The organism is Ureibacillus xyleni (assembly GCF_900217795.1).
GTDB lineage: Bacteria > Bacillota > Bacilli > Bacillales_A > Planococcaceae > Ureibacillus > Ureibacillus xyleni.
Genome location: NZ_OBMQ01000002.1, coordinates 71317 through 93308 on the forward strand (window position 1 = coordinate 71317; position 21992 = coordinate 93308).

15 protein-coding genes and 1 riboswitch are annotated in these 21992 nt (G+C 35.1%); of the genes, 13 read left to right on the forward strand and 2 right to left on the reverse strand.

Going from position 1 to position 21992, the window contains the following annotated elements; all coding sequences use genetic code 11:
• The first annotated feature begins 59 nt into the window (after positions 1–59).
• Positions 60–431, forward strand: a complete 372-nt coding sequence (locus CRO00_RS04280; protein WP_097072435.1) for a DUF423 domain-containing protein — start codon at positions 60–62, stop codon at positions 429–431.
• A gap of 35 nt (positions 432–466) precedes the next feature.
• Here CRO00_RS04280 and CRO00_RS04285 read toward each other — a convergent pair whose 3' ends face one another.
• Positions 467–2434, reverse strand: coding sequence for a methyl-accepting chemotaxis protein (locus CRO00_RS04285; protein ID WP_161946607.1), 1968 nt, complete (start codon positions 2432–2434; stop codon positions 467–469).
• A gap of 240 nt (positions 2435–2674) precedes the next feature.
• Here CRO00_RS04285 and CRO00_RS04290 point away from each other — a divergent pair, with 240 nt between their 5' ends.
• The gene (locus tag CRO00_RS04290) at positions 2675–3850 is read left to right on the forward strand and encodes an endonuclease Q family protein (RefSeq protein ID WP_097072437.1); all 1176 of its coding nucleotides are present in this window, start codon (positions 2675–2677) and stop codon (positions 3848–3850) included.
• 124 nt (positions 3851–3974) lie between these two features.
• Complete coding sequence (locus tag CRO00_RS04295; protein ID WP_097072438.1) at positions 3975–5327, forward strand: S-layer homology domain-containing protein; 1353 nt, start codon at positions 3975–3977, stop codon at positions 5325–5327.
• 328 nt (positions 5328–5655) lie between these two features.
• Here CRO00_RS04295 and CRO00_RS04300 read toward each other — a convergent pair whose 3' ends face one another.
• On the reverse strand, positions 5656–6402 hold the full coding sequence (locus tag CRO00_RS04300) for an alpha/beta hydrolase (RefSeq protein WP_097072439.1): 747 nt from the start codon (positions 6400–6402) through the stop codon (positions 5656–5658).
• A gap of 198 nt (positions 6403–6600) precedes the next feature.
• On the opposite strand from CRO00_RS04300, the gene CRO00_RS04305 reads away from it, so the two are divergent.
• From CRO00_RS04305 to CRO00_RS04350, 10 genes are all read left to right on the forward strand, one after another.
• On the forward strand, positions 6601–7485 hold the full coding sequence (locus CRO00_RS04305; protein ID WP_097072440.1) for a LysR family transcriptional regulator: 885 nt from the start codon (positions 6601–6603) through the stop codon (positions 7483–7485).
• Positions 7486–7536: 51 nt separating this feature from the next.
• Positions 7537–8409 carry a tetratricopeptide repeat protein gene (locus CRO00_RS04310; protein ID WP_097072441.1) on the forward strand — a complete coding sequence of 291 codons (873 nt, stop codon included), beginning with the start codon at positions 7537–7539 and terminating at the stop codon, positions 8407–8409.
• Positions 8410–8638: 229 nt separating this feature from the next.
• Entirely contained in the window at positions 8639–9928 is a 1290-nt protein-coding gene (locus tag CRO00_RS04315; protein ID WP_097072442.1) for a globin-coupled sensor protein, read from the forward strand.
• A gap of 128 nt (positions 9929–10056) precedes the next feature.
• Complete coding sequence (gene hemG / locus CRO00_RS04320) at positions 10057–11445, forward strand: protoporphyrinogen oxidase (protein WP_097072443.1); 1389 nt, start codon at positions 10057–10059, stop codon at positions 11443–11445.
• A gap of 83 nt (positions 11446–11528) precedes the next feature.
• Positions 11529–11628, forward strand: a riboswitch (SAM riboswitch).
• 107 nt (positions 11629–11735) lie between these two features.
• Positions 11736–13583, forward strand: coding sequence for a bifunctional homocysteine S-methyltransferase/methylenetetrahydrofolate reductase (locus CRO00_RS04325; RefSeq protein WP_097072444.1), 1848 nt, complete (start codon positions 11736–11738; stop codon positions 13581–13583).
• Positions 13576–17007 carry a methionine synthase gene (gene metH, locus CRO00_RS04330; RefSeq protein WP_097072445.1) on the forward strand — a complete coding sequence of 1144 codons (3432 nt, stop codon included), beginning with the start codon at positions 13576–13578 and terminating at the stop codon, positions 17005–17007. The genes CRO00_RS04325 and metH overlap by 8 nt, the downstream gene beginning before the upstream one ends.
• A gap of 677 nt (positions 17008–17684) precedes the next feature.
• Positions 17685–18821, forward strand: a complete 1137-nt coding sequence (locus CRO00_RS04335; RefSeq protein ID WP_097072446.1) for a M20 family metallopeptidase — start codon at positions 17685–17687, stop codon at positions 18819–18821.
• Between the two features lie 284 nt (positions 18822–19105).
• Positions 19106–20155 (forward strand): Delta(5) desaturase DesA, encoded by a 1050-nt coding sequence (desA, locus tag CRO00_RS04340; protein WP_202615627.1) that lies wholly within the window; start codon positions 19106–19108, stop codon positions 20153–20155.
• Between the two features lie 73 nt (positions 20156–20228).
• Positions 20229–21356 (forward strand): sensor histidine kinase, encoded by a 1128-nt coding sequence (locus CRO00_RS04345; protein WP_097072448.1) that lies wholly within the window; start codon positions 20229–20231, stop codon positions 21354–21356.
• Position 21357: 1 nt separating this feature from the next.
• Positions 21358–21966: a response regulator transcription factor gene (locus CRO00_RS04350; protein WP_097072449.1), complete on the forward strand. Its 609-nt coding sequence runs from the start codon at positions 21358–21360 to the stop codon at positions 21964–21966.
• Positions 21967–21992: the final 26 nt, after the last annotated feature.

Here is a 21992-nt window from a genome sequence, read left to right on the forward strand (position 1 = left end):
CCTAATGATACTAACACTATATAGTAGGATTGAAATCTACATAGAGGGAGTGTTACACTTTGAATATTTTACTTTTATTAGGAGCCATCCTTGCATTCTTGGGTGTTGCTCTTGGTGCCTTTGGTGCACATGCGTTAAAGGATAAATTTGCTGAACCTCGTTATGCACAAAATTGGAATACAGCGGTACAATATCAAATGTATCATGCGTTAGGAATGATTGCTTTAGCGATTTTATCAAGTGATGGTTTAATAGGGGAAACTAATTTTCTCATATGGGCCGGGTATTTAATGTTTGCAGGAGTGATTTTCTTCTCAGGAAGTTTATACGTTCTCTCCATTACAGGTGTAAAAAAATTAGGTGCAATTACTCCTATAGGAGGTTTACTATTTTTAATAGCTTGGGTTCTAGTTATGATTATAGCATTTTAAGATTGAAAAAAGCCTCTTTGAATAGAGGCTTTTAATTATAGCTTAAATTGTTTAACTACTTCATTTAATTCATTGGATAAGCGTGAAAGTTTTTCTGTGCTTTGTGTTATTTCCTCAATCGATCCACTAAATTCTTGAGTAGTAGCAGCGGTTTGTTGGAATGCAGCAGTGGATTCTTCTGAAATGGAAGCAATTTTTTCTATTGTTTCACTCATATTTTGTGATCGTCTCATATTTTCCGATAAGTCCTGAGTTATACTTTGAATATGGTCCACCATATTTGTAAAGGAACTGTTAATCGAGTTAAAGGTTTCCTCAGTAGTTTTTATTTGCTCTGTTCCTTTTTTAATTTCGGTATAGCCATTTTTTAAAGAAGATTCTACAATTAATGTTTCTTGTTGAATGCTCCTTACAATATCTGTAATATCGGTAACGGAACAAGAGACTTGGTCAGCAAGTTTTCTTACCTCTCCAGCTACTACTGAAAAACCCTTACCATGTTCTCCTGCTCGTGCTGCTTCGATAGCTGCATTTAGTGCCAAGAGATTTGTCTGGTCTGCGATTTCTTTTATTATTGAAACTAATGAGGATATTTCCTTTGTTTGTAAATCAAGGCTATGCATTTTTTTAACAGCATCCTGCATAATAGCATCGATTTTGCTCATTTGCTCACCTGATGATTGCATTAATAGTTTACCAGAAGAGGTATGCTGAAGAACTTCACTAGAAACTTTATGTATAACGTTTCCTTTGTTATTAGTATCTTCAACTGATACAGTAAAATCAGATGCTGTCATAGCCAAATTAGTTAGGTTGCTTGCTTGACTTTCCGAACCAGCAGAAATTTCATTCATTGTGGCTGCAATCTGTTGTGAGCCAGCACTCAATTCCTCAGTAGATTCTTTTAACTCTATACTTTGTTCTGCAACCAATAAGGAAGACTCAGACAATTTTTTAATCGTCACGTACATATTTAACTTCATTTTATGCATGGAATTTAATAAAAGGCCTATCTCATCTTTTCTTTTACTCTCAGCAGTTGATACTTGTAAATCTCCATTTGATAGTTCGTCAAGGGTGTTAGCAATTCCAACGATTGGTTTTGAAATCGAACGCCCAATGACTATCGAAGAAATAACTACAATGACAAGAGTTATTATAATAAGAATTGTTGTTACAGTAATTATTTGTTGCTGTATTGTCGCTATTGCAGTAATGTCTTGTAAAACTCCAATTCCCCCTATTACTTCCTCCCCAGTTGGATCGTATATTGGTAAAATTGATTCAACCAGTTCTTGCTGTTGTGTTTCAACTACTTTTCCCTCTAAAACTTGAGTAAGAATAGTAGGCGCAAGGGATTGTGAAGAATAAGATGAATTTGAAGAATATAAATTGGAGCCTTTATGGTCATATAAATTAATTGTGATACCTTGTAGCTGTTCGCTCAATTGTTGTAGAAAGTTACTGCTTATACTTGTTTGAAGTGTGCCAATTACTTCTCCATTATCAAGAAGTGGAGAAAAAGCTCTTACAGAAAGTCCGCTTTTGCCAAATTCAAATCCAGCAATAGGTTCACCAGATAGTGCTGTTGCAATTGCATTCACTTCACTTTTGTCGTCCCCATATTCACTAGGATTATGTCCCCGTAAAAAGACAATTCCATTTTCATCTCCAAATTCAAAAACCGATAATTGATGTTCAACTTGTAAACGAGGGTAAATTTGGTTCACTACGTTTAAAAGTTCGGGACGATTGCCTTTTTTAAAGCTATTAAGAAGTTGTTCACTTTTTGAATAATTTGTAGTGATTTTTAATAATTCACTCGAGACCTGTTCTAATTCTGTTTGAACACTATGTACCATTTTGTCTTGTTGATCATCTATTATATAGCTTAAACCTTGGTTAGAAATGAAAAAAATAACAGATGTCGCAATAATTAATGGAACAATAGACATTATTAAAAAGATTGCTGTTAATTTTGCCTTAATGCTCGTTAATCGCATTTTAAATACCCCCATAAAATGTCTGAACAAACTTAAGTTTACTACATACTGCAGTTTAAAAACTTTACCAATATATAAATAGGGTAAACTTACTAAACCTATGTAATTTTAACATAAATGGTGTTTTATATCCATTATTGTTCAATAGTTGATACACTTATCAGCCTAGAGAATGTCTTGTAACAAATATATAAATTTAGGGTATTCTTAATTTAGATGAGTGCGATAGGGGAGTGTACAATGTTAAAACAGTTTTATGCAGATTTGCATATTCATATTGGGAGAACGAATAGTGGAAGAGCAGTAAAGATCACGGGTAGCAGAAATTTAACCCTTAAAAATATATTGCATACCGCAACATCAAGAAAAGGGTTAGATTTAGTAGGAATTATTGATTGTCATTCACCTGAAGTAATGGATGAAATTGAACAACTGATAGATAGCGAGGAGATACTGGAATTACCACATGGCGGATTACGATATGAAAATACAACGTTAATTCCCGGTTCTGAAATTGAAATATATGATGAACATTGTCATGGTCCTATACATGTCCTTGCCTTCTTTCCTACAATCGAAATTATAAAGTACTTTTCCAATTGGATGAGCAGACATCTGAAAAACATTCACTTAAGTTCTCAACGTATTTACTGCGATGGGCTTACACTACAGAAAAAAGTTTACGAATTAGGTGGGCTATTTATTCCAGCACATGTATTCACACCGTTTAAAAGTTTATATGGAAAGGGGGTAGAAAAAAGTTTAACGGAAGTATTCGATCCCAATCTCATTGATGGTATCGAGCTTGGGCTAAGTTCAGATACGTATATGGTGAATGGTATTAGTGAACTAAACCCATATACTCTTGTGACGAATTCCGATGCCCACTCTTTAGGAAAGTTAGCAAGGGAATATCAAAAGATACAGCTAGCTGATGTCAACTTTTACGAGCTAAAAATGGCACTCCATGAACAAGAAGGTAGAGGCGTTATTGCGAATTATGGATTGAATCCACTACTTGGAAAATATCACGAAACGGTTTGTGCAAATTGTGGTGAATCTGTAGAAGAGGAAGGTCTAATACATTGCCCTTACTGCGGCCAAGCTCAATTAGTTAAAGGGGTATCAAAGAGAATTAAGGAATTATCTGATACAGATACACCAACTCGCAAGCGCCCACCATACATTCATCAAATTCCACTTGATTTTATTCCAGGTATTGGGCCGAAAACGATAGAAAAATTACTGAATGCTTTTGGTACCGAAATGAACATTTTGCATCATGTAGAAGTACAAGAACTTGAACAGGTGATACCGAAGAAAATTGCCACTACGTTAGACCTTGCAAGAAAAGGCATGCTTGGCATTACTGTAGGTGGTGGTGGAGTTTACGGAAAAATAGGGCAGGAGGATTAGAAAGATGTCGATTCATGCCGACATCTTTTTTTAATCTATTAAATATTTAAATTGATACATAGGAAGTGACTAAATTACTATATATATAGGGTGATGGGATTCTTTAGAAAAAGGAGGAGAATGAATGCAGTATATGAAAAAGTTTAAAGCACTTTTTGCATTTTTACTTGCTTTAACTTTAATTATTCCAGTTACAGTAAGTGCTGATGAAGTAGAGAGTAACGAGGATTTACGATTAAATTATGTAGCGTTGGGAGATTCGCTGGCGGCTGGGATTAATGAAAAGGGTGAGCTTGCTAATGGATATGCAGACTATTTTGCACTTTCGTTAAAAGAAATTGAGGGATTAAAAAGCTATAATAAAGGCTTTGCAGTACCAGGTTATAAAACAACAGATCTACTAAATGACTTAAAAAACAATGTTACAAAGCCAATTTTCAATTTAGAAGGGACTCAAAAAGAGACTACTAATATTCAAACTGCTATTAAAGAAGCAGATATCATTACGATAAGTATTGGTGCTAACGATGTATTATCTTTTGTGAAACCAGATAAAGAAACGGGCAAAATTAACATCGACATGGCAGCTATTACGGCTGGTATTAAAACAGTAGGAGAAAATTATTATGCGATTTTATCTACTATAAAACAAATTAATCCAGATGTTGAGATTTTTGTAATGGGTTATTATAATCCATATCCAAAGTTAGAAAACTATAAACAACAATTGTCGTTATTAGTAACTTCTCTAGATGCTGCTATTAGTGATATTGCAACTAAAAATGGAGCACATTTTGTTAAGGTATCTGAAGCAATTGCAGCAGATGAAGCGAAGTATATTCCGAATCCGGAAAACATCCATTTAAGCGCTGAAGGTTATCAAGTTGTAGGATTACGATTCTTTGAAACATTAGCATCATTAGCTGAAGAAAAAGTGGTATTTACAGATATCGAAGGACACTGGGCAGCACAGTATATCCAAGAAGTTGTTGCAGCAGGTATTATGAGTGGCTATGAAGACGGTACTTTTAAACCAGACCAAGCTCTTACTCGTATTGAAACCGTTTCAGTTATTACACGTAGCTTAGAGTTACCAGATGCTTTGGACATGCCATTTGTTGATGTAGAAAATTATCCAAATGAAGTGAAAATGGAAGTAGCTAAAGCTGCTAGTATTGGATTAGTTAAAGGGTACAATGGTTATTTAAAGCCAGATGATAAAGTAACGCGTGCTCAACTAGCATTAATGGTTTCTCGTGCTTATACAGCTGTTACTGGAGAAGCTTATGCTCCTGAAAAGAAAGCACCTTATTCAGACATTAAAAAGTTTGATGCAGAGACGCAAAATGCCATCACTCTTTTATATGATTTAGGTATTGATCAAGGAGCAGATGGAAAATTTGTACCGGCACAACAAGTTACAAGAGCGGATGCAGCAAAAGTAATTGCAGGTTTTTTAGCATTACAGGAAAAATAATTTAGTTCCAAAATAAGATCCATCACTCCATATTCAAAAAACGGTTGTCCTTTAGCATAGTATCAAAAGGGCAACTTTTTTTATGAATAAAAAAACAAGCTGCAAATTATGACGGGGATCATAATTACAACTTGTTTTTAAAAGGGATGTATGTCACTAGGACATATATTTTATAGCAAATTGGGGAATCTGCGATGTACGGCATTGCCTTTCGTCGCATTTAATTTGCAACTGACGGCTTTGCCTTTCGTCGCATTTAATTTGCTAGGGGATACAATAATAATATGGACGGATTTTTTCAAATTTAATCAATCAAATTGAAAAAAGATTACTCTTTCCATTTAAGTCCTTCAAAGAAATGATAAATTTCTTCAAAGACTAGTTCTTTTTCTTGGTCAAGAGTTAAAATATGTCCTGAGTTAATAAAGCTTTTAACTGATTTAATGCGTGATTTAACAGAGTTATAAATAAGATCTGCACTTTCGCAATAATAGTCATCATCACGCAAACCACGTAAAATGTGGACAGGAGTTTGTATTGTTTGCAATTTAGCACTTGTATCGTTAATCATACCTTGTAAATAAGATAATGAAGGCATTACATATTTTTTGGCAATTTCTTGTGGTTTATCTTCATGCTCATTAAAAGTGCCAGATAATTTTTTATATTTAATCGTGTAATCGATAATACGCTCTTGTAAACTGTCGGTGCTTTTCGCTAATGCAGGCGCACTCATTGCAACAATAGCTTTTGTAGGACGCTCTTCACCTAATTTTAACGAGAAAATTCCACCAAGTGAAACACCTGCTACTGCAATCTCCTCATATCCTTTATTACGAAGGATATCGTAGCCTTCTAAGACACTATTCCACCACTCAATTGGATTCGTTTCGATTAAAGCTTTTGGGTCCCCACCATGACCTTTATATAATGGGGCATGAACTGTATAGTTGCGTTCAGATAAAAATCTACCTAACCGTTTAACATCGTTCGTGTTTCCTGTAAAACCATGAAGTAGAAGAACGGCGCGGTTACCTTTCTCAATTGTAAATGGTTTTGGCGGAATGATTTTCATTTCGTATAAACTCCTTCTCCACTATAATTGTGACAAACATTCGAAAAGTTTTTAATATATATTGTTTTTTACGTTGAAATTTGATATGCAAAACTAATATTTAAGCTTATTATAGTGTTAACTATACATGAGTACAATTTATTGTTTTTATCGATATCATTCCAAAAAGTTATCAATTGAAGAGAGGTTATAGAAATAATGGAGATCCAACAACTTGAATATTTTAAAGTTGTCGCGGAGTTACAACATATGACTCAAGCAGCTGAGGAGCTAAACATCTCACAGCCTGCATTAAGTAAATCGATTTCAAACATAGAAACCAAAATTGGGGTACCTCTCTTTGATCGGCAAGGACGGTCAATTTATCTTAATCGATATGGTAAACTCTTTCTTCAAAGTGTTGAAGTCATACTAGAAGAATATGAAAAAGCAAGAGAAGAAATAGGTGGATTAGTGTTGCCGGGTTATGGGGAAGTCGCCTTTGGATTTATTCATAGTTTAGGCATGGAAGTTGTGCCAGAACTGATGGCACATGTACCAAAAAAATATCCAAATATGAGATTTTCCTTAACTCAAGCCTCTTCTTATAATTTATTAAAAGGACTTGAAGAAGGAAATATAGATTTATGCTTATCACAACGTATTGAATCGAAAATCATGAAAATTGAATGGATTGAATTATGGAGTGAAGAATTATTTGTCATCGTTCCAAAGAATCACCGTTTTGCAACGAAAGAATCAATTAGACTTGAAGAAATTAAAGATGAACCATTTATATCTATAAAAAAGGGAAATGCTCTTCGTCAAATTGTGGATCGCTTTTTAAAACAGGCTGGGATTACGACAAATACAAAATTTGCAGGGGAGGAAATGCACACTGTTGCTGGATTCGTTGGGGCGGGTTTGGGCGTTTCACTTATCCCTAATATAAAAGGTTTAAACGAATATAACATATGCAAAATCCGTGTAAGTGATCCAATATGTGAGAGGAAGATTGGGGTGTCATGGGCAGGACATCGTTACCTATCTCCTGTAGCAAACCAATTTATCGATTATTTAGTAGAGAATTTTAAAGGGAAATAACTAAACAAAGTCGTATTGAACTATATAATCATAAAAAAGGTGTAGATAACTTTGCGCAACGATCCTAAAGAATTTGTACAAATATTATATGACCATATTGAACTGTTTCATGATAAAGAAATAGAAAATGCAATTGAGCTTTATGAACTTGCTATAAACGGAAATGCAAAGGCCATGATTGAGATTGCACATATATACCGTTTGTGTGAAAAATATAGTGCTGCAGTAAAATGGTTTCATGAAGCAGCGAATTTAGGTCATCCTGTTGCTGCTTATGAGTTGGCAAATAGTTATTTTGAAGGTCTCGGTGTGAACGAAGATTATGAACAAGCTTTTCTTCTATATAAAAAGGCAGCTGAACATGGCCATGCGGATGCTGCAAATAATTTAGCAGACATGTACTTAAATGGTGAAGGTGTACCTGTAAATGAAAAAGAAGCTTTGTTTTGGTTTGAAAAAGCAGCTACTCAAAATGTAGTGGAAGCAATGTTTACTTTAGGTATCATGTATGAACAAGGAATTGGAACCCAAATAAACGAAGAAAAAGCGTTCTCTTATTATTTAAAATCTGCTGAAGGTGGATATGATGATGCCCAATACCGAGTTGGTACAGTATTTTTAGATGGATTTTTAGGACAAGAGAAAAATATCTCGCTTGCACTTGAATGGTTTGAAAAAGCAGCGAAATCCCATCATATAGATTCGATTTATAATTTAGGTTTCTTATATGAAAACGGTATTGGAGTTTCTAGAAATGGTAAAAAAGCGCTTTATTATTATAAACGAGCGGCTCTTTTAGGCGATTATCAAGCGAAAATAAATATGGCGATGATTTACGAACATGGAATTGATGTTCCAAAAGATTTAAAAGAAGCAGCCCGTTGGAGAAAGTCAGCGATGGCTCAAATGGATATTATGGAGTGATCTTTTATAAATTCAAAAAAGGCAATTTTTAACAGGGTATAGACAAAGTCAAATCGACTTAGTCTATACTCTTTTTTTGTTCCATTTTACAGTTGTTGGGATATTTTTATTTTGTTATATCAATTGTAAGTGATATAAGTAGGGAAAGTGACATATATAATAAAGCTTAGGTTTATTTTGGAAAATTTATAGGTATATAAGAATAACGTTTATCTGGAGGGAAGTATAGATGTTTTTTAGAAATTCAGCTAAAACTACACGAATAAATATAGAACATATCACTGTTAAATTGGATGTTTCATATAAGCCTAAATACAAAAAGCAAGTACAAATGGTTCATTTAACAGAACAAGATTTAAAATATTTAGTCGTATTAAAACCGTATGTTGAAAAAAAGATTTATGAAATTGTTGAACAATTTTATGATGCACTCTTTGCAGAAGATTACTTAATTAAAATAATTAATGAAAATAGCTCAATGGATAAATTAAAAATTACATTAAGACAACATATTATTGAAATGTTTAATGGAATTATAGATGACAGTTATTTTATCAAACGTAAACGCATTGCCCAAGTACATGTACGGATTGATTTAAAAACAAAATGGTATATAGCGGCATTTCAAAATCTATTAATCTCATTTATAGATATCATTGAAAAAAACATTAGCGACCCAATAGACCAATTGAATATGATTCGTGCTGCTTCAAAAATTTGCAATTTTGAACAACAACTCGTTTTAGAGGAGTTTGAAAAAGTTGCAGAACAATTGAAGTTAGATATGCATATTCAAAAGCAACAAATAAGTCAATCAATTATTCAATCTGCTGCTAGTTTGGCTACAATCTCTGAGCAAACGAATGTCACGTTTAATCAAATTAACAGCCAATCTGAAGAAATTTCAAGCTTTGCATTGAAAACATCAGAATTATCAAATTTAGCTGAAATGAAAGCGACAGATGGGAAAACAAAAATACTTCATCAACATGAGAACATGTTAAATATTCGAAATACTGTTGACGAAATTTCTTTAAATATTAAAAAACTGTTGAATGTTTCTAATGAAATGGAAAATATAATAGGCATTGTGACAACGATAGCAGATCAAACCAATCTATTATCCCTAAATGCTTCAATTGAGGCAGCAAGAGCCGGTGAATATGGTAAAGGTTTTAGTGTAGTCGCGGCAGAAGTAAGAAAGTTAGCTGATCAAACGAAAGACTCGGCACTATCCGTCGAAAAGTTATTAAAAAGTAACAAAGAACACACAACGAATCTTGTAGCATCCTTAAATAGAATACAAGAGGAAGTACAATGTGAAGAAGAAAGTATGAATGATACAGAAGAGCAATTTTCACAAATTTTATCGGTAATGAATGAATCCAAAGCTCAAAATGAAATGATGAAACACGAAATACAACAACTACACAGTGTAATTAGCGAATTATGCATGACATTTGATGACGTAACCAATTCTGCAGATAATTTGGCAACGATTGCGAAAAAATTAGATTAGTTTTTTAGGGAGGCTAAATTTTAGCCCTCCCTTTTTGACTTAATATTGTAATACACCAATCAGTTACTTTTTAATAAAAACGTTTATACTAGACTTATGGATATTGAATCGTGTAGGGAGTTGTAAAAATGAAGACTGTAGTTGTAGTTGGTGGCGGTATAACAGGATTATGTACAATGCATTATTTAAAAAGACTAGCTGTTGAAGAGAACATATCAATACGTTTTATTTTAGCTGAGAAAAGTCCTCATCTTGGGGGGAAAATGCATACCGTTTGTGAGCAAGGTTTTATTATGGAAACAGGTGCTGATTCAATGGTGGCGCGTCATCCAGGGGTACTCAACCTTGTAAAAGAACTTAATTTTGAATCGGAACTTGTCTATAACGAAACAGGCATTTCGTACATACATACGAATAATGAACTGCATGCAATTCCCGCAGGCTCTACCTTTGGAATTCCAATGAGTGTGGATTCATTGCATTCAAGTACATTAATTTCTGAAGAAGGTAAAAAAAGAGTTTTACAGGATTTCGAACTACCTAATACAAAGTTTACAAAGGAAAGTTCTATTGGCGAGTTTTTAGAGTACTTTCTAGGAAAAGAAATCGTTGAAAAGCAAATAGCACCTGTACTAGCAGGAGTGTATTCGGGAGACTTATACCAATTATCCCTCGCTTCTACTTTACCTTACTTAGTAGATTATAAAAATGAATATGGCAGTATTATTAAAGGATTCGAGGCAAATCGAGAACAATTCGAAAAAGCAGCGAATAAAAAATTTATTTCTTTCCGAAAAGGTTTATCATCTTTAATTAATCGTCTAGAAGAATTGCTTCCAGAAGTAGAGTTTTATAAAAATACTGCAACAACGGAAGTGGAGAAGAATGATGATGGATATAAAGTAACTTTTGGCAATGGTGAATCTATTCAAGTAGATGTGGTCGTTTTAGCTATTCCAAACAATGTTGTTCGTAACTTATTAAAGGACCAACAGCTAGAATCCCATTTAGAGAAGTTTACAAATGGTTCTGCAATTACGATGTATTTAGGATTTGATATTCCTGATGCTGTGTTGCCAGCAGATGGTACTGGATTTATCGTTTCTCATAATAGCGATTTAGTTTGCAATGCTTCTACTTGGACTAGCCGTAAATGGAAACATACATCAACAAATGGAAACTTGTTAGTTCGTTTATTCTACAAAAGTAATAATCCTAGATACGAAGAACTTGTAGATATGACGGAAGAAGAACTTACTAAGGTCGCTCTTGAAGATATACGGTTAAGTTTAAATATTGAAGAGAAGCCGGTTGTTGTAAATATCGAAAAATGGATTGACGCAATGCCGAAATACGACTTAGCACATAATGAAGCTTTACAGGGTGCATTAGACCAACTAAATTCACAATACCCAAATCTCTTTATTGCAGGTTGTTCTTATTTTGGTGTTGGCATAGGTGCTTGTATTGAAAATGGTAAAAATACTGCAGAAAAAGTGTTAAATGCCTTAAAATAATAGATGATTTCGTAAATTCTTATAATTGTATTGACTAAATAGGAATTTAAAGATATGATTCAATTTAATATATAATTTCATAACTCTTATCAAGAGAAGTCGAGGGACTGGCCCGATGAAGCTTCAGCAACCAACGTAACGTAAGGTGCTAAATCCAGCAGGCGTTATGCCGAAAGATAAGGAGGAACTATTAAGATAATCGAGCCTTCTTTCTAAAAAAAAGAAGGCTTTTTATTGTGATAAAAGTGACAGAAAATTTTTGAAAGTATGTTTTTTTAGGAGATGAAAAAATGGGTCTACTTGAAGCATTAAACTCGAAAGTGTTAACGGCAGATGGCGCAATGGGAACATTATTATATTCTTATGGACTTGATCATTGCCATGAAGAGATGAATATCGTAAAACCTGAACTTATTGAAAAAATTCATAGTGAATATATATTAGCTGGTGCGGATGTTATTCAAACAAATACATATGGAGCAAACGCAATTAAGCTTGCACGGTATGGACTTGAATCAAAAGTTGTGGAAATAAATGAAGCAGCGGCAAAGTTAGCAAAAAATGCTGCATCAACTGGCAATCAATTTGTTGTTGGATCTATTGGTGGGATTCGTGGTGTTCGAAAAAGCGAAGTAACCTTAGATGAAATTTTAGATGCGATACGTGAGCAAGCGCAAACGTTAATTCGTGCAGATCTAGATGGACTTTTACTTGAAACATACTTCGACTTTGAAGAACTAACAGAAACTTTAAAAATGCTGCGTAATATGACAGACTTACCGATTATTGCACAAGTGTCTATGCATGAACCCGGTGTTCTGCAAAACGGCTTGAAACTAAATGATGCCTTGCAACAACTTGAGGCATTAGGGGCAGATGTTGTGGGAGTGAACTGTAGATTAGGTCCACACCATACAATCCAAGCGCTAGAAGGAGTAGAACTTCCTAAAAAAGCATTTTTATCTGCTTATCCGAACGCCTCACTTCTAGATATTGAAGAAGGGCGTGTTATTTACGAGTCAGAAACTGATTATTTTGCTCGAGCTGCTGTTCAGTTACGCAATCAAGGTGTACGTTTAATTGGTGGATGTTGCGGAACTACACCAAAACATATCGAAGCGGTTAAAAAGCAACTAGAATTATTAAAACCATTAACAGAGAAACAACCAGTACAGCAAAGGGATGTATATATTCAAGACGCAGAGCCTACTAGACTTGAACCGTTGCACGAAAAAGTGAAACGTGAGCGTTCTGTCATTGTTGAGTTAGATACGCCAAGACATTTAGAAATTGACGCATTCGTGGATGGGGCTAAAGCTCTTTATAACGAAGGGGCAGATATTATTATGATGGCGGATAATTCCCTAGCATCTCCACGTATTAGTAATGTTGCGATGGGTTCCATTTTGAAGTTGCAACATGGCATTCGTGTTATGCCCCATCTAACATGTCGTGACCGCAACTTAATTGGTTTGCAATCGCACTTAATGGGACTTAATGCGTTAGGGCTTCATGATATTTTAGCTGTTACAGGAGACCCAACAAAAATTGGTGATTTCCCAGGTGCTACAAGTGTTTATGATGTGTCTTCAATGGAACTAATTTCACTAATTAAGCAATTAAATGAAGGGATTTCATTCTCGGGAAAAGCATTACGTAAAAAAGCGAACTTCTCAGTAGCGGCTGCCTTTAATCCAAACGTCCGTGTGTTAGATCGTGCAGTGAGTCGACTTGAGAAAAAAATCGAACATGGTGCTGATTATTTTATCTCCCAACCTGTTTATTCTTCAGAGAAAATTGTGGAAATTTACGAAGCTACAAAACATATTGAGGCGCCAATTTATATTGGAATTATGACTTTAACATCTTTCCGAAGCGCGGAGTTTTTACATCACGAAGTACCGGGAATAAAATTGTCCGATGAAGTACTAGCAAGAATGAAGGCGTGCGAAGGGGACAAAGAGCGTGAAGCACAAGAAGGCGTTGCAATTGCGAAAGAATTACTTGATACAGCAACGAAGTATTTTAATGGTATTTATTTAATTACACCGTTTTTACGTTACGATTTAACACTACAATTAATGCAATATATCAAACAACTTGATGAGCAAAACGAAGGAGTAGAAGCAAATGTATAACCATCCGATCGAACAACAGTTAAAAAATAGAATATTAATTATCGATGGGGCAATGGGGACAATGCTTCAACGTGAAAATTTAACTGCTGAAGATTTTGGTGGGGAAGAACTTGAGGGATGTAATGAAAATCTAGTTTTGACTCGACCAGATGTTGTAGAGAACATTCATCGTGAATATTTAAAAGCTGGTGCAGATATTATTTGTACTAATACTTTTGGTGGTACACCTCTTGTATTAAACGAATACGACCTAGGCTCTAAAGCAGAAGAAATCAACAAACGTGCTGTTGAATTAGCTTTATCAGCGGTTAAGGAATACTCAACAGAGGAGTGGCCACGTTTTGTAGCGGGTGCAATTGGTCCAACTACAAAAACACTGTCTGTTACAGGTGGTATTACGTTTGATGAGCTAACTGAAAATTTCTACGTACAAGCAAAAGCTTTAGTAGAAGCTGGAGCACATTTATTATTGCTTGAAACTAGTCAAGATATGTTAAATGTAAAAGCAGCTACTCTTGGTGTAAATCGTGCGTTTGAAGAAACAGGCAAGACGTTACCAATCATGGTTTCTGCGACAATCGAACCAATGGGAACGACTTTAGCTGGACAAACAATTGAAGCATTCTATATTTCAATCGAACATATTAAACCTTTATCAATCGGACTTAACTGTGCAACGGGTCCTGAATTTATGACAGATCATATTCGTTCTTTATCGGATTTATCTACAAGTTATATTAGCTGCTATCCAAATGCCGGATTACCGGATGAAGAGGGACATTATCACGAAACACCTGAATCTTTATCAATAAAACTACGTGGTTTTGCAGAAAAAGGTTGGTTAAATATCGTGGGTGGTTGCTGTGGTACAACACCAGACCATATTCAAGCAATTCGTGAAGCAGTAGAAGGATACAAACCAAGACAAGCGCTAAATGAAACGCATGGCCATGTCGTATCAGGAATCGATCCTCTTTTATATGATGATTCTATGCGCCCATTGTTTATCGGTGAACGTACAAACGTTATTGGGTCCCGTAAATTTAAACAATTAATCATTGATGGGAAGTTTGAAGAAGCTGCGGAAATCGCCCGTGCCCAAGTGAAAAATGGAGCACATGTTATCGATATTTGTTTAGCAAACCCAGACCGTGATGAACTAGACGATATGCGCAACTTTATGCAAGAAGTTGTGAAAAAAGTAAAAGTTCCTTTAGTAATTGACTCAACAGATGAGAAAGTTATCGAAGAAGCATTGAAGTTTTCACAAGGTAAAGCAATCATTAACTCTATTAACCTAGAAGATGGAGAAGAACGCTTTGATGCAGTGATGCCTATCGTCAAAAAATATGGTGCCTCTATTGTTGTAGGAACAATTGATGAAGAAGGTATGGGTGTTACAAGAGAGAAGAAATTACAAATTGCTGAGCGTTCTTATGAATTGCTAACGGAAAAATGGGGTCTAGCGCCTGAAGATATTATTTTCGATCCTCTTGTTTTCCCTGTAGGTACTGGTGATGAGCAATACATCGGTGCAGCTGAAGAAACAATTGAAGGGATTCGATTAATTAAAGAAAAATTCCCACGAAGCTTAACGGTTTTAGGAGTAAGTAACGTATCATTCGGTTTACCTCCAGTTGGTCGTGAAGTGTTAAATGCTGTGTTCTTGTATCATTGTACGCAAGCTGGCCTTGATTACGCGATCGTAAATACAGAAAAATTAGAACGCTATGCATCGATTCCTGAAGAGGAAATTAAGTTAGCGAATGATTTAATCTTCAATACAAATGATGAAACGTTGGCTGTATTTACAGACTTTTATCGTGATAAGAAAAAAGAAAAGGCAGTTGCCAACATTCCTGACACAGTAGAAGCACGATTAGCGTATTACATCGTAGAAGGAACAAAGGAAGGCTTAATCCCTGATTTAGAAGAAGCGCGTAAAATTTTCGAATCTCCATTAGATATTATCAACGGACCTTTAATGGAAGGGATGTCTGAAGTAGGGCGCTTATTCAATGATAATCAACTAATCGTTGCGGAAGTATTGCAAAGTGCAGGGGTTATGAAAGCAGCAGTTGCCCATCTGGAGCAGTACATGGAGAAAAACGAAGAGTCTTCAGGTAAAGGGAAAATTGTCCTTGCTACAGTAAAAGGTGATGTACACGATATCGGGAAAAACCTTGTGGATATCATTTTAAGTAACAATGGCTATAAAGTAGTGGACCTTGGAATTAAAGTAACACCAGCACAATTAATCGAAGCAATTCGTAAAGAGAAACCTGATTTTGTAGGGTTGTCTGGGTTACTTGTAAAATCTGCTCAACAAATGGTATTAACTGCACAAGATTTTAAAGAAGCGGATATTGATGTGCCGATTTTAGTTGGTGGAGCAGCGTTATCGAAGCGTTTTACTGAGACAAAAATTGCGGCTGAGTATGATGGCCCTGTCATTTATTCAAAAGACGCAATGCAAGGGTTAGAGCATGCGAACCGATTAATGGATACCAATGAACGTGCTGCTTTTATTGAAGAGTTACGTGAATCAAGAGAAAAACGTTTGCTTGCAGATGAAAAACGTGCCGCACGCCCTGTAAAAGAAGGAACAGACAAACCTGTAAGAACTGTACAAGATGCACAAGTGTACGTACCAAAAGATTTAGTACAACATATTAAACGAAACTATTCTGTTGCCCATCTACACCCGTATGTGAATTTGCGTACGTTAATCGGACATCATCTTGGATTAAAAGGTAATGTTGAAAAATTATTAGCCGACAATGATCAACGTGCAACAGAACTCCATAATTTAGTTAATGAATTTTTAACGTCTGATTTATTAACACCATCTGGAATGTATCAATTCTTCCCAGCTCAAGCTGATGGAGATGATGTGGTCATTTATAGTCCGGAAGATAGTAAAACAGAAATTGAACGTTTCCATTTCCCTCGTCAAAAAGAGGCACCATATTTATGTTTATCTGATTTCTTAAAAACGGTAGATAGTGGTGAAATGGATTATGTAGCGCTTATGGTTGTTACTGCTGGTCAAGGTGTGAAAGAGGTTGCTGAACAGTTTAAAGCAGACGGAAAATTCTTAGAAAGTCATGCCCTGCTTGCAACTGCATTAGAACTTGCAGAAGGATTTGCAGAACGTATCCATCAAGAAATTCGTGATGTATGGGGCTTCCCAGATGCAACAGATTTCACAATGCGTGAACGTTTTGCAGCAAAATACCAAGGGCAACGTTTCTCCTTTGGCTATCCTGCATGTCCAAATTTAGAAGATCAAGAAAAACTATTTAAATTATTAAAACCAGAACAAATCGGCGTGCAGCTAACAGAAGGCTTTATGATGGAACCAGAAGCAAGTGTTTCGGCAATTGTATTTGCCCATCCAGATGCACGATATTTTAACGTATAACAGTTATTGCCTCGAAAGATTAAATTCTTTCGGGGTTTTTTCTTGTGAAATGAAATAGTGCGGTTCAGTTTTCTGATGACGATTGATATGTGGGTTAAAGAGGGAAATTCAAAGGCGAGATGAAAGACAAAACTGATTATAAAATTAGCCGAAGTGACCTTCATAAGCATGATGAAAGACAAAACTGACGGAAAATTTAGTGGGAGTGACCTTCATAAGCTTGATGAAAGACAAAACTGACGGAAAATTTAGTGGTAGTGACCTTCATAAGCTTGATGAAAGACAAAACTGACGGAAAATTTAGTGGGAGTGACCTTCATAAGCTTGATGAAAGACAAAACTGACGGAAAATTTAGTGGTAGTGACCTTCATAAGCTTGATGAAAGACAAAACTGGCGGAAAAGTTAGCCGAAGTGACCTTCATAGGCGAAATAAAAGACAAAACTAACTGAAATAATAGTTGAACTATGCTTCATAGAATGACTCAAGCACATATTCTATTAAAATTTGTTGTACTAACTTTCGGTTTCCCTTCATCATTCGATAGTTGTTTTTGTAGATAGCCAAATTCAATAGTCCTAGCAAATAGGCATTTAACCTTATATTACTTCATTTTGCTCACCTCTAAGCATAAGGTGATAGAAACGCAGAAAAGTACAAAGAAGGGAAATGATTTTTTGTATAAATATTTGCAATCAAAGGAACAGGAAATGTTAGTAATGCTAGAAAGGCTCGTTAATAAAGATTCCGGCAGCCATTACAAAAAGGGGGTTGATGCTGTTGGGAAGTTATTAAGTAGCGAATATAAATTACTAAATTTTACTGTGAATTCGATTGAGCAAAGAGAAGTCGGAAATCATTTACTAATTCGTCATAAAGAAGCGAAGGCCCCTAAGATTATTATTTTGGGGCATTTGGATACAGTTTTTAAAGAAGGAACAGTAAAAGATCGCCCGTTCATGATAAGAGGTTCTAGAGCATATGGTCCGGGCGTAATTGATATGAAGGGTAGCCATGTGACACTTCTTTATGCATTAAAAGCACTTATTCGGAACGGTGATATTGAGGCTGTGAAAAATGTTCATATCGTTTTTAATAGTGATGAGGAAATTGGTTCAACCACCTCTAATGTATTAATCGAAAATCTTGCATTAGGGAAGCAATATGCATTAGTTCTTGAACCAGCCCGACCAGATGGCTCCCTTGTTAGTGCAAGAAGAGGTGGGGGCTGCTATGAATTAAGAGTATATGGTAAAGCTGCACATGCTGGAATTGCACCGGAAAAGGGAATTAGTGCGATTGAAGAAATTTCACATAAAATTATTAAATTTCAAAAACTAAACCAATTACAAAAAGGCATTAATGTCAACGTTGGAATCGTTCGTGGTGGAGAATCAGCAAATGTTATATGTCCATATGCTGAAGCAGTTATCGATATTCGTATTGATAAAATTGAACAAGGCCAACTTGTGGAAGATGAAGTTAGAAAAATTTGCTCAAAAGCAGATGTTCCAGGAGCAATTTTAGAACTAGAAGGTGGGATTAATCGTTCTCCAATGGTAAAAAACGAAGGGACCATTCAATTATTAAATCAAATTCAGGAAGTTTGTGAAGAATTAGGTTTAAACATTAATGATGTCTCAACAGGTGGTAATTCCGATGCCTCTTTCACATCGAATGTAGGTGTACCAACTGTGGATGGTTTGGGACCAATAGGGGGAAATGCTCATAGTGAAGAAGAATATTTGGAAATCCCTTCATTGGTTGAACGTGCTTTGCTATTAGCAAATGTTATAAAGAAATTAAGTGCATAGTTTGAAAACTATACAAATGAAAATAAATTTGGAGTATGAAAAGGAAAAGTTTGCTCAGTCATTAATAGAAATATTAATTATTTGTTCAAAATATTAAAGAATAAGTATTTTGATATTTGCTATCCTAAAGTTATCTTTGGGATAGTTTTTTTATGCACAAATATACTACTTTGTCATATGACATTTGTAATGAAAAATTTGTGATGTTTGCTTCTACATGTCACGCTTCCTTTTCTTTAAGATAAGCATAGAGAGTTTAGAGAAAGAAGGTTATTACTTTGACAATGACAGATGCAGAGAAAACGAAAAAGTTACGTAAAGACGTTGCACCTTTTGCACAATCTGAATTAAAAACGAGTATTTTACAAATCTTCAACACGATCGTACCATTGCTTGTTATTTGGGCAGCAGGGTATTATTTATTACAATTTTCACCATGGTATACAGTGGCGTGTAGTGTACTTGCTTCCGGCTTTGTTGTACGTACTTTCATTATTTTCCATGATTGTACACATGGTTCATTTTTCAAAAGTAAAAAAGCAAATGATCTTGTAGGAAATATCACTGGTATATTAACTTCTTTCCCATACCAGAAGTGGAAACGTGAACATACGATTCACCATGCAACAAGTTCGAACTTAGACAAGCGTGGAATTGGCGACATCGACATGTTAACAGTAGATGAATATTTAGAAAAGTCGAAGCTTAGTCGTTTTGGTTATCGTCTATATCGTAACCCAATTGTTATGTTTGGCTTAGGTCCATTGTATATGGTATTAGTTTTAAATCGTGTTAACCGTAAAGATGCAAAACAAAAAGAACGTTTAAATACGTATTTTACAAATATCGCCTTAGTGGTTATTTGTACAACATTAATTTTAATTTTTGGTTGGCAAACATTTTTATTAGTGCATGCTATCACATTGTTTATCGCAGGATCTCTTGGTATCTGGTTATTTTACATCCAACATACTTACGAAGATTCGTACTTTGAATATGATACAGATTGGGATTATGTAAAAGCAGCTGTTGAAGGAAGCTCTTATTATAAACTGCCAAAAATTTTACAATGGATTACTGGTAATATTGGTTTCCACCATGTGCACCATTTAGCACCAAGAGTACCAAATTATAAATTGGAAGAAGCACATGAATCAATTCCACCGCTTCAAAGAGCAACGACAATTACATTAAAAACTAGTGTTGAGTCGATTCGTTATAAGTTATACGATCCAGAACGTAAAAAGTTTGTTTCCTTTAAAGAAGTAGAAGAGTTAATTCGAATAAGAGAAAAATCGTTAAAATCGAAAAACATGAAAGCCATCTCTAAATAAGAGGTGGTTTTTCTATAGCTTCTGATTTTTGTTATAATATATTAGAAAAACTATGAATACAGTGAGGAAAGACATGCAAAGTTGGTATACAATACTACCGAAAAATCCATGGATTAGTATTTACGTTTGGATCATTTTTTGTATCATGCCCTTTTACTTCATCATCAAATCTTATTCCTTTGTCCAAATAATCATCGGACTCGTGTTAATTTTACTTTATTTTCTTTCTCACCGTTTTTCCTTTCAATCAAAAAATGGGTTAGTCTACATGTGGATCAGTTTTGAAATGGTATTGAATATAGCTATGACATTAATGTTTGGCTATATTTATTTGTCATTATTTACCGCTTTCTTTATTGGTAATATTCGAAATACTGTTGGTTTCTTTATTATGTATGGGTTACATATTGGATTTACAGTTATTTCGATTGTTGCGGGCTATTTTATTGATTTGCATCTATTTCTTTCGCAAACACCTTTTATCATTATTACTGTTATTGGGGTTGTTTTACTACCGTTTACTTTGTATAGCCGTAATAAAAGGGAAAATTTAGAAGGTGAACTTGAAACAGCAAAAGAACGTATTGAGGAATTGATTATCCATGAAGAACGGCAACGTATAGCTAGGGATCTTCATGATACATTAGGGCAGAAACTATCCATGATTGGACTAAAAAGCGATTTAGCTAGTCGATTGGTGACAAAAAATCCTGAACAAGCGTTACAAGAGATTAAAGATATTCGTCATACCGCTAGCATAGCATTAAAAGAAGTTCGTGAACTCGTGGCAGATATGCGAGCTGTTAAACTACACGAAGAAATAATACGAGTTGAGCAAATATTAAAAGCTGCACAAATTGACTATGAAATCTCTGGAAATGCAGCGGAATTGCATATTCCTGTTCTGATTGAAAATGTACTAAGCATGTGCTTAAAAGAAGCCATCACAAATGTTGTTAAGCATAGTGGTGCAAAAAAATGTAAAATTACATTAAAGAAAAGTTACAATGAAATTACTTTATGTATTATTGATGACGGTAAGGGATTTAATGAAAAGCTAAATATCAACGGAAACGGATTAAAAGGAATGCAGGAACGTTTGGAATTTATTAACGGCTCCCTTAAAATTGAAAATAAGAAAGGCGCCAAACTCCAAATAAGTGTACCGCTAGCCATTACACACCAGAAAGGAAATGAGTGAAATGATTCGAATTGTCATTGCAGAAGACCAAGGCATGTTACTTGGTGCAATGAAATCACTTCTTAATATGGAAGAAGATATGGAAGTGGTAGGACTTGCAAAAAACGGTGAAGAAGCAGTTCAATTAGTCAAAGAACATCAGCCTGACATATGTATAATGGATATCGAAATGCCTGTAAAAACCGGTCTGGATGCAGCAGAAGAAATACAGGATCAAACCTATTGTAAGGTGATTATTTTAACAACCTTTGCAAGACCTGGATATTTCGAACGTGCAAGAAAAGCAGGTGTGCGCGGCTATTTATTAAAAGATAGCCCGATTGAAGAATTGGTACATTCCATTCGAGTGATAATGGATGGTCGCCGTATTTATGCTCCTGAACTAGTGGACTTTGTTTACGAAGATGATAGTGAAAATCCATTAACAGAACGGGAAAGCCAAGTTTTAGAGCTTGTAGCTGAAGGGAAAACGACGAAAGAAATCGCCGCAGAACTTTTCTTATCTGCAGGTACAGTACGCAATTATATTTCTACCATTTTAGATAAATTAGGCGTAGGGAATAGAATTGAAGCAATTTCTCGTTTTAAAGAAAAAGGATGGAATAAATAAAACTGGATGGCATTACGCCATCCAGT

Coding starts and splice junctions, on each gene's coding strand:
- CRO00_RS04285 (WP_161946607.1), bottom strand. CDS start 2,434: ATGCGATTAACGAGCATTAAGGCAAAATTAACAGCAATCTTTTTAATA.
- CRO00_RS04290 (WP_097072437.1), top strand. CDS start 2,675: ATGTTAAAACAGTTTTATGCAGATTTGCATATTCATATTGGGAGAACG.
- CRO00_RS04295 (WP_097072438.1), top strand. CDS start 3,975: ATGCAGTATATGAAAAAGTTTAAAGCACTTTTTGCATTTTTACTTGCT.
- CRO00_RS04300 (WP_097072439.1), bottom strand. CDS start 6,402: ATGAAAATCATTCCGCCAAAACCATTTACAATTGAGAAAGGTAACCGC.
- CRO00_RS04305 (WP_097072440.1), top strand. CDS start 6,601: ATGGAGATCCAACAACTTGAATATTTTAAAGTTGTCGCGGAGTTACAA.
- CRO00_RS04315 (WP_097072442.1), top strand. CDS start 8,639: ATGTTTTTTAGAAATTCAGCTAAAACTACACGAATAAATATAGAACAT.
- hemG (WP_097072443.1), top strand. CDS start 10,057: ATGAAGACTGTAGTTGTAGTTGGTGGCGGTATAACAGGATTATGTACA.
- CRO00_RS04325 (WP_097072444.1), top strand. CDS start 11,736: ATGGGTCTACTTGAAGCATTAAACTCGAAAGTGTTAACGGCAGATGGC.
- metH (WP_097072445.1), top strand. CDS start 13,576: ATGTATAACCATCCGATCGAACAACAGTTAAAAAATAGAATATTAATT.
- desA (WP_202615627.1), top strand. CDS start 19,106: ATGACAGATGCAGAGAAAACGAAAAAGTTACGTAAAGACGTTGCACCT.
- CRO00_RS04345 (WP_097072448.1), top strand. CDS start 20,229: ATGCAAAGTTGGTATACAATACTACCGAAAAATCCATGGATTAGTATT.
- CRO00_RS04350 (WP_097072449.1), top strand. CDS start 21,358: ATGATTCGAATTGTCATTGCAGAAGACCAAGGCATGTTACTTGGTGCA.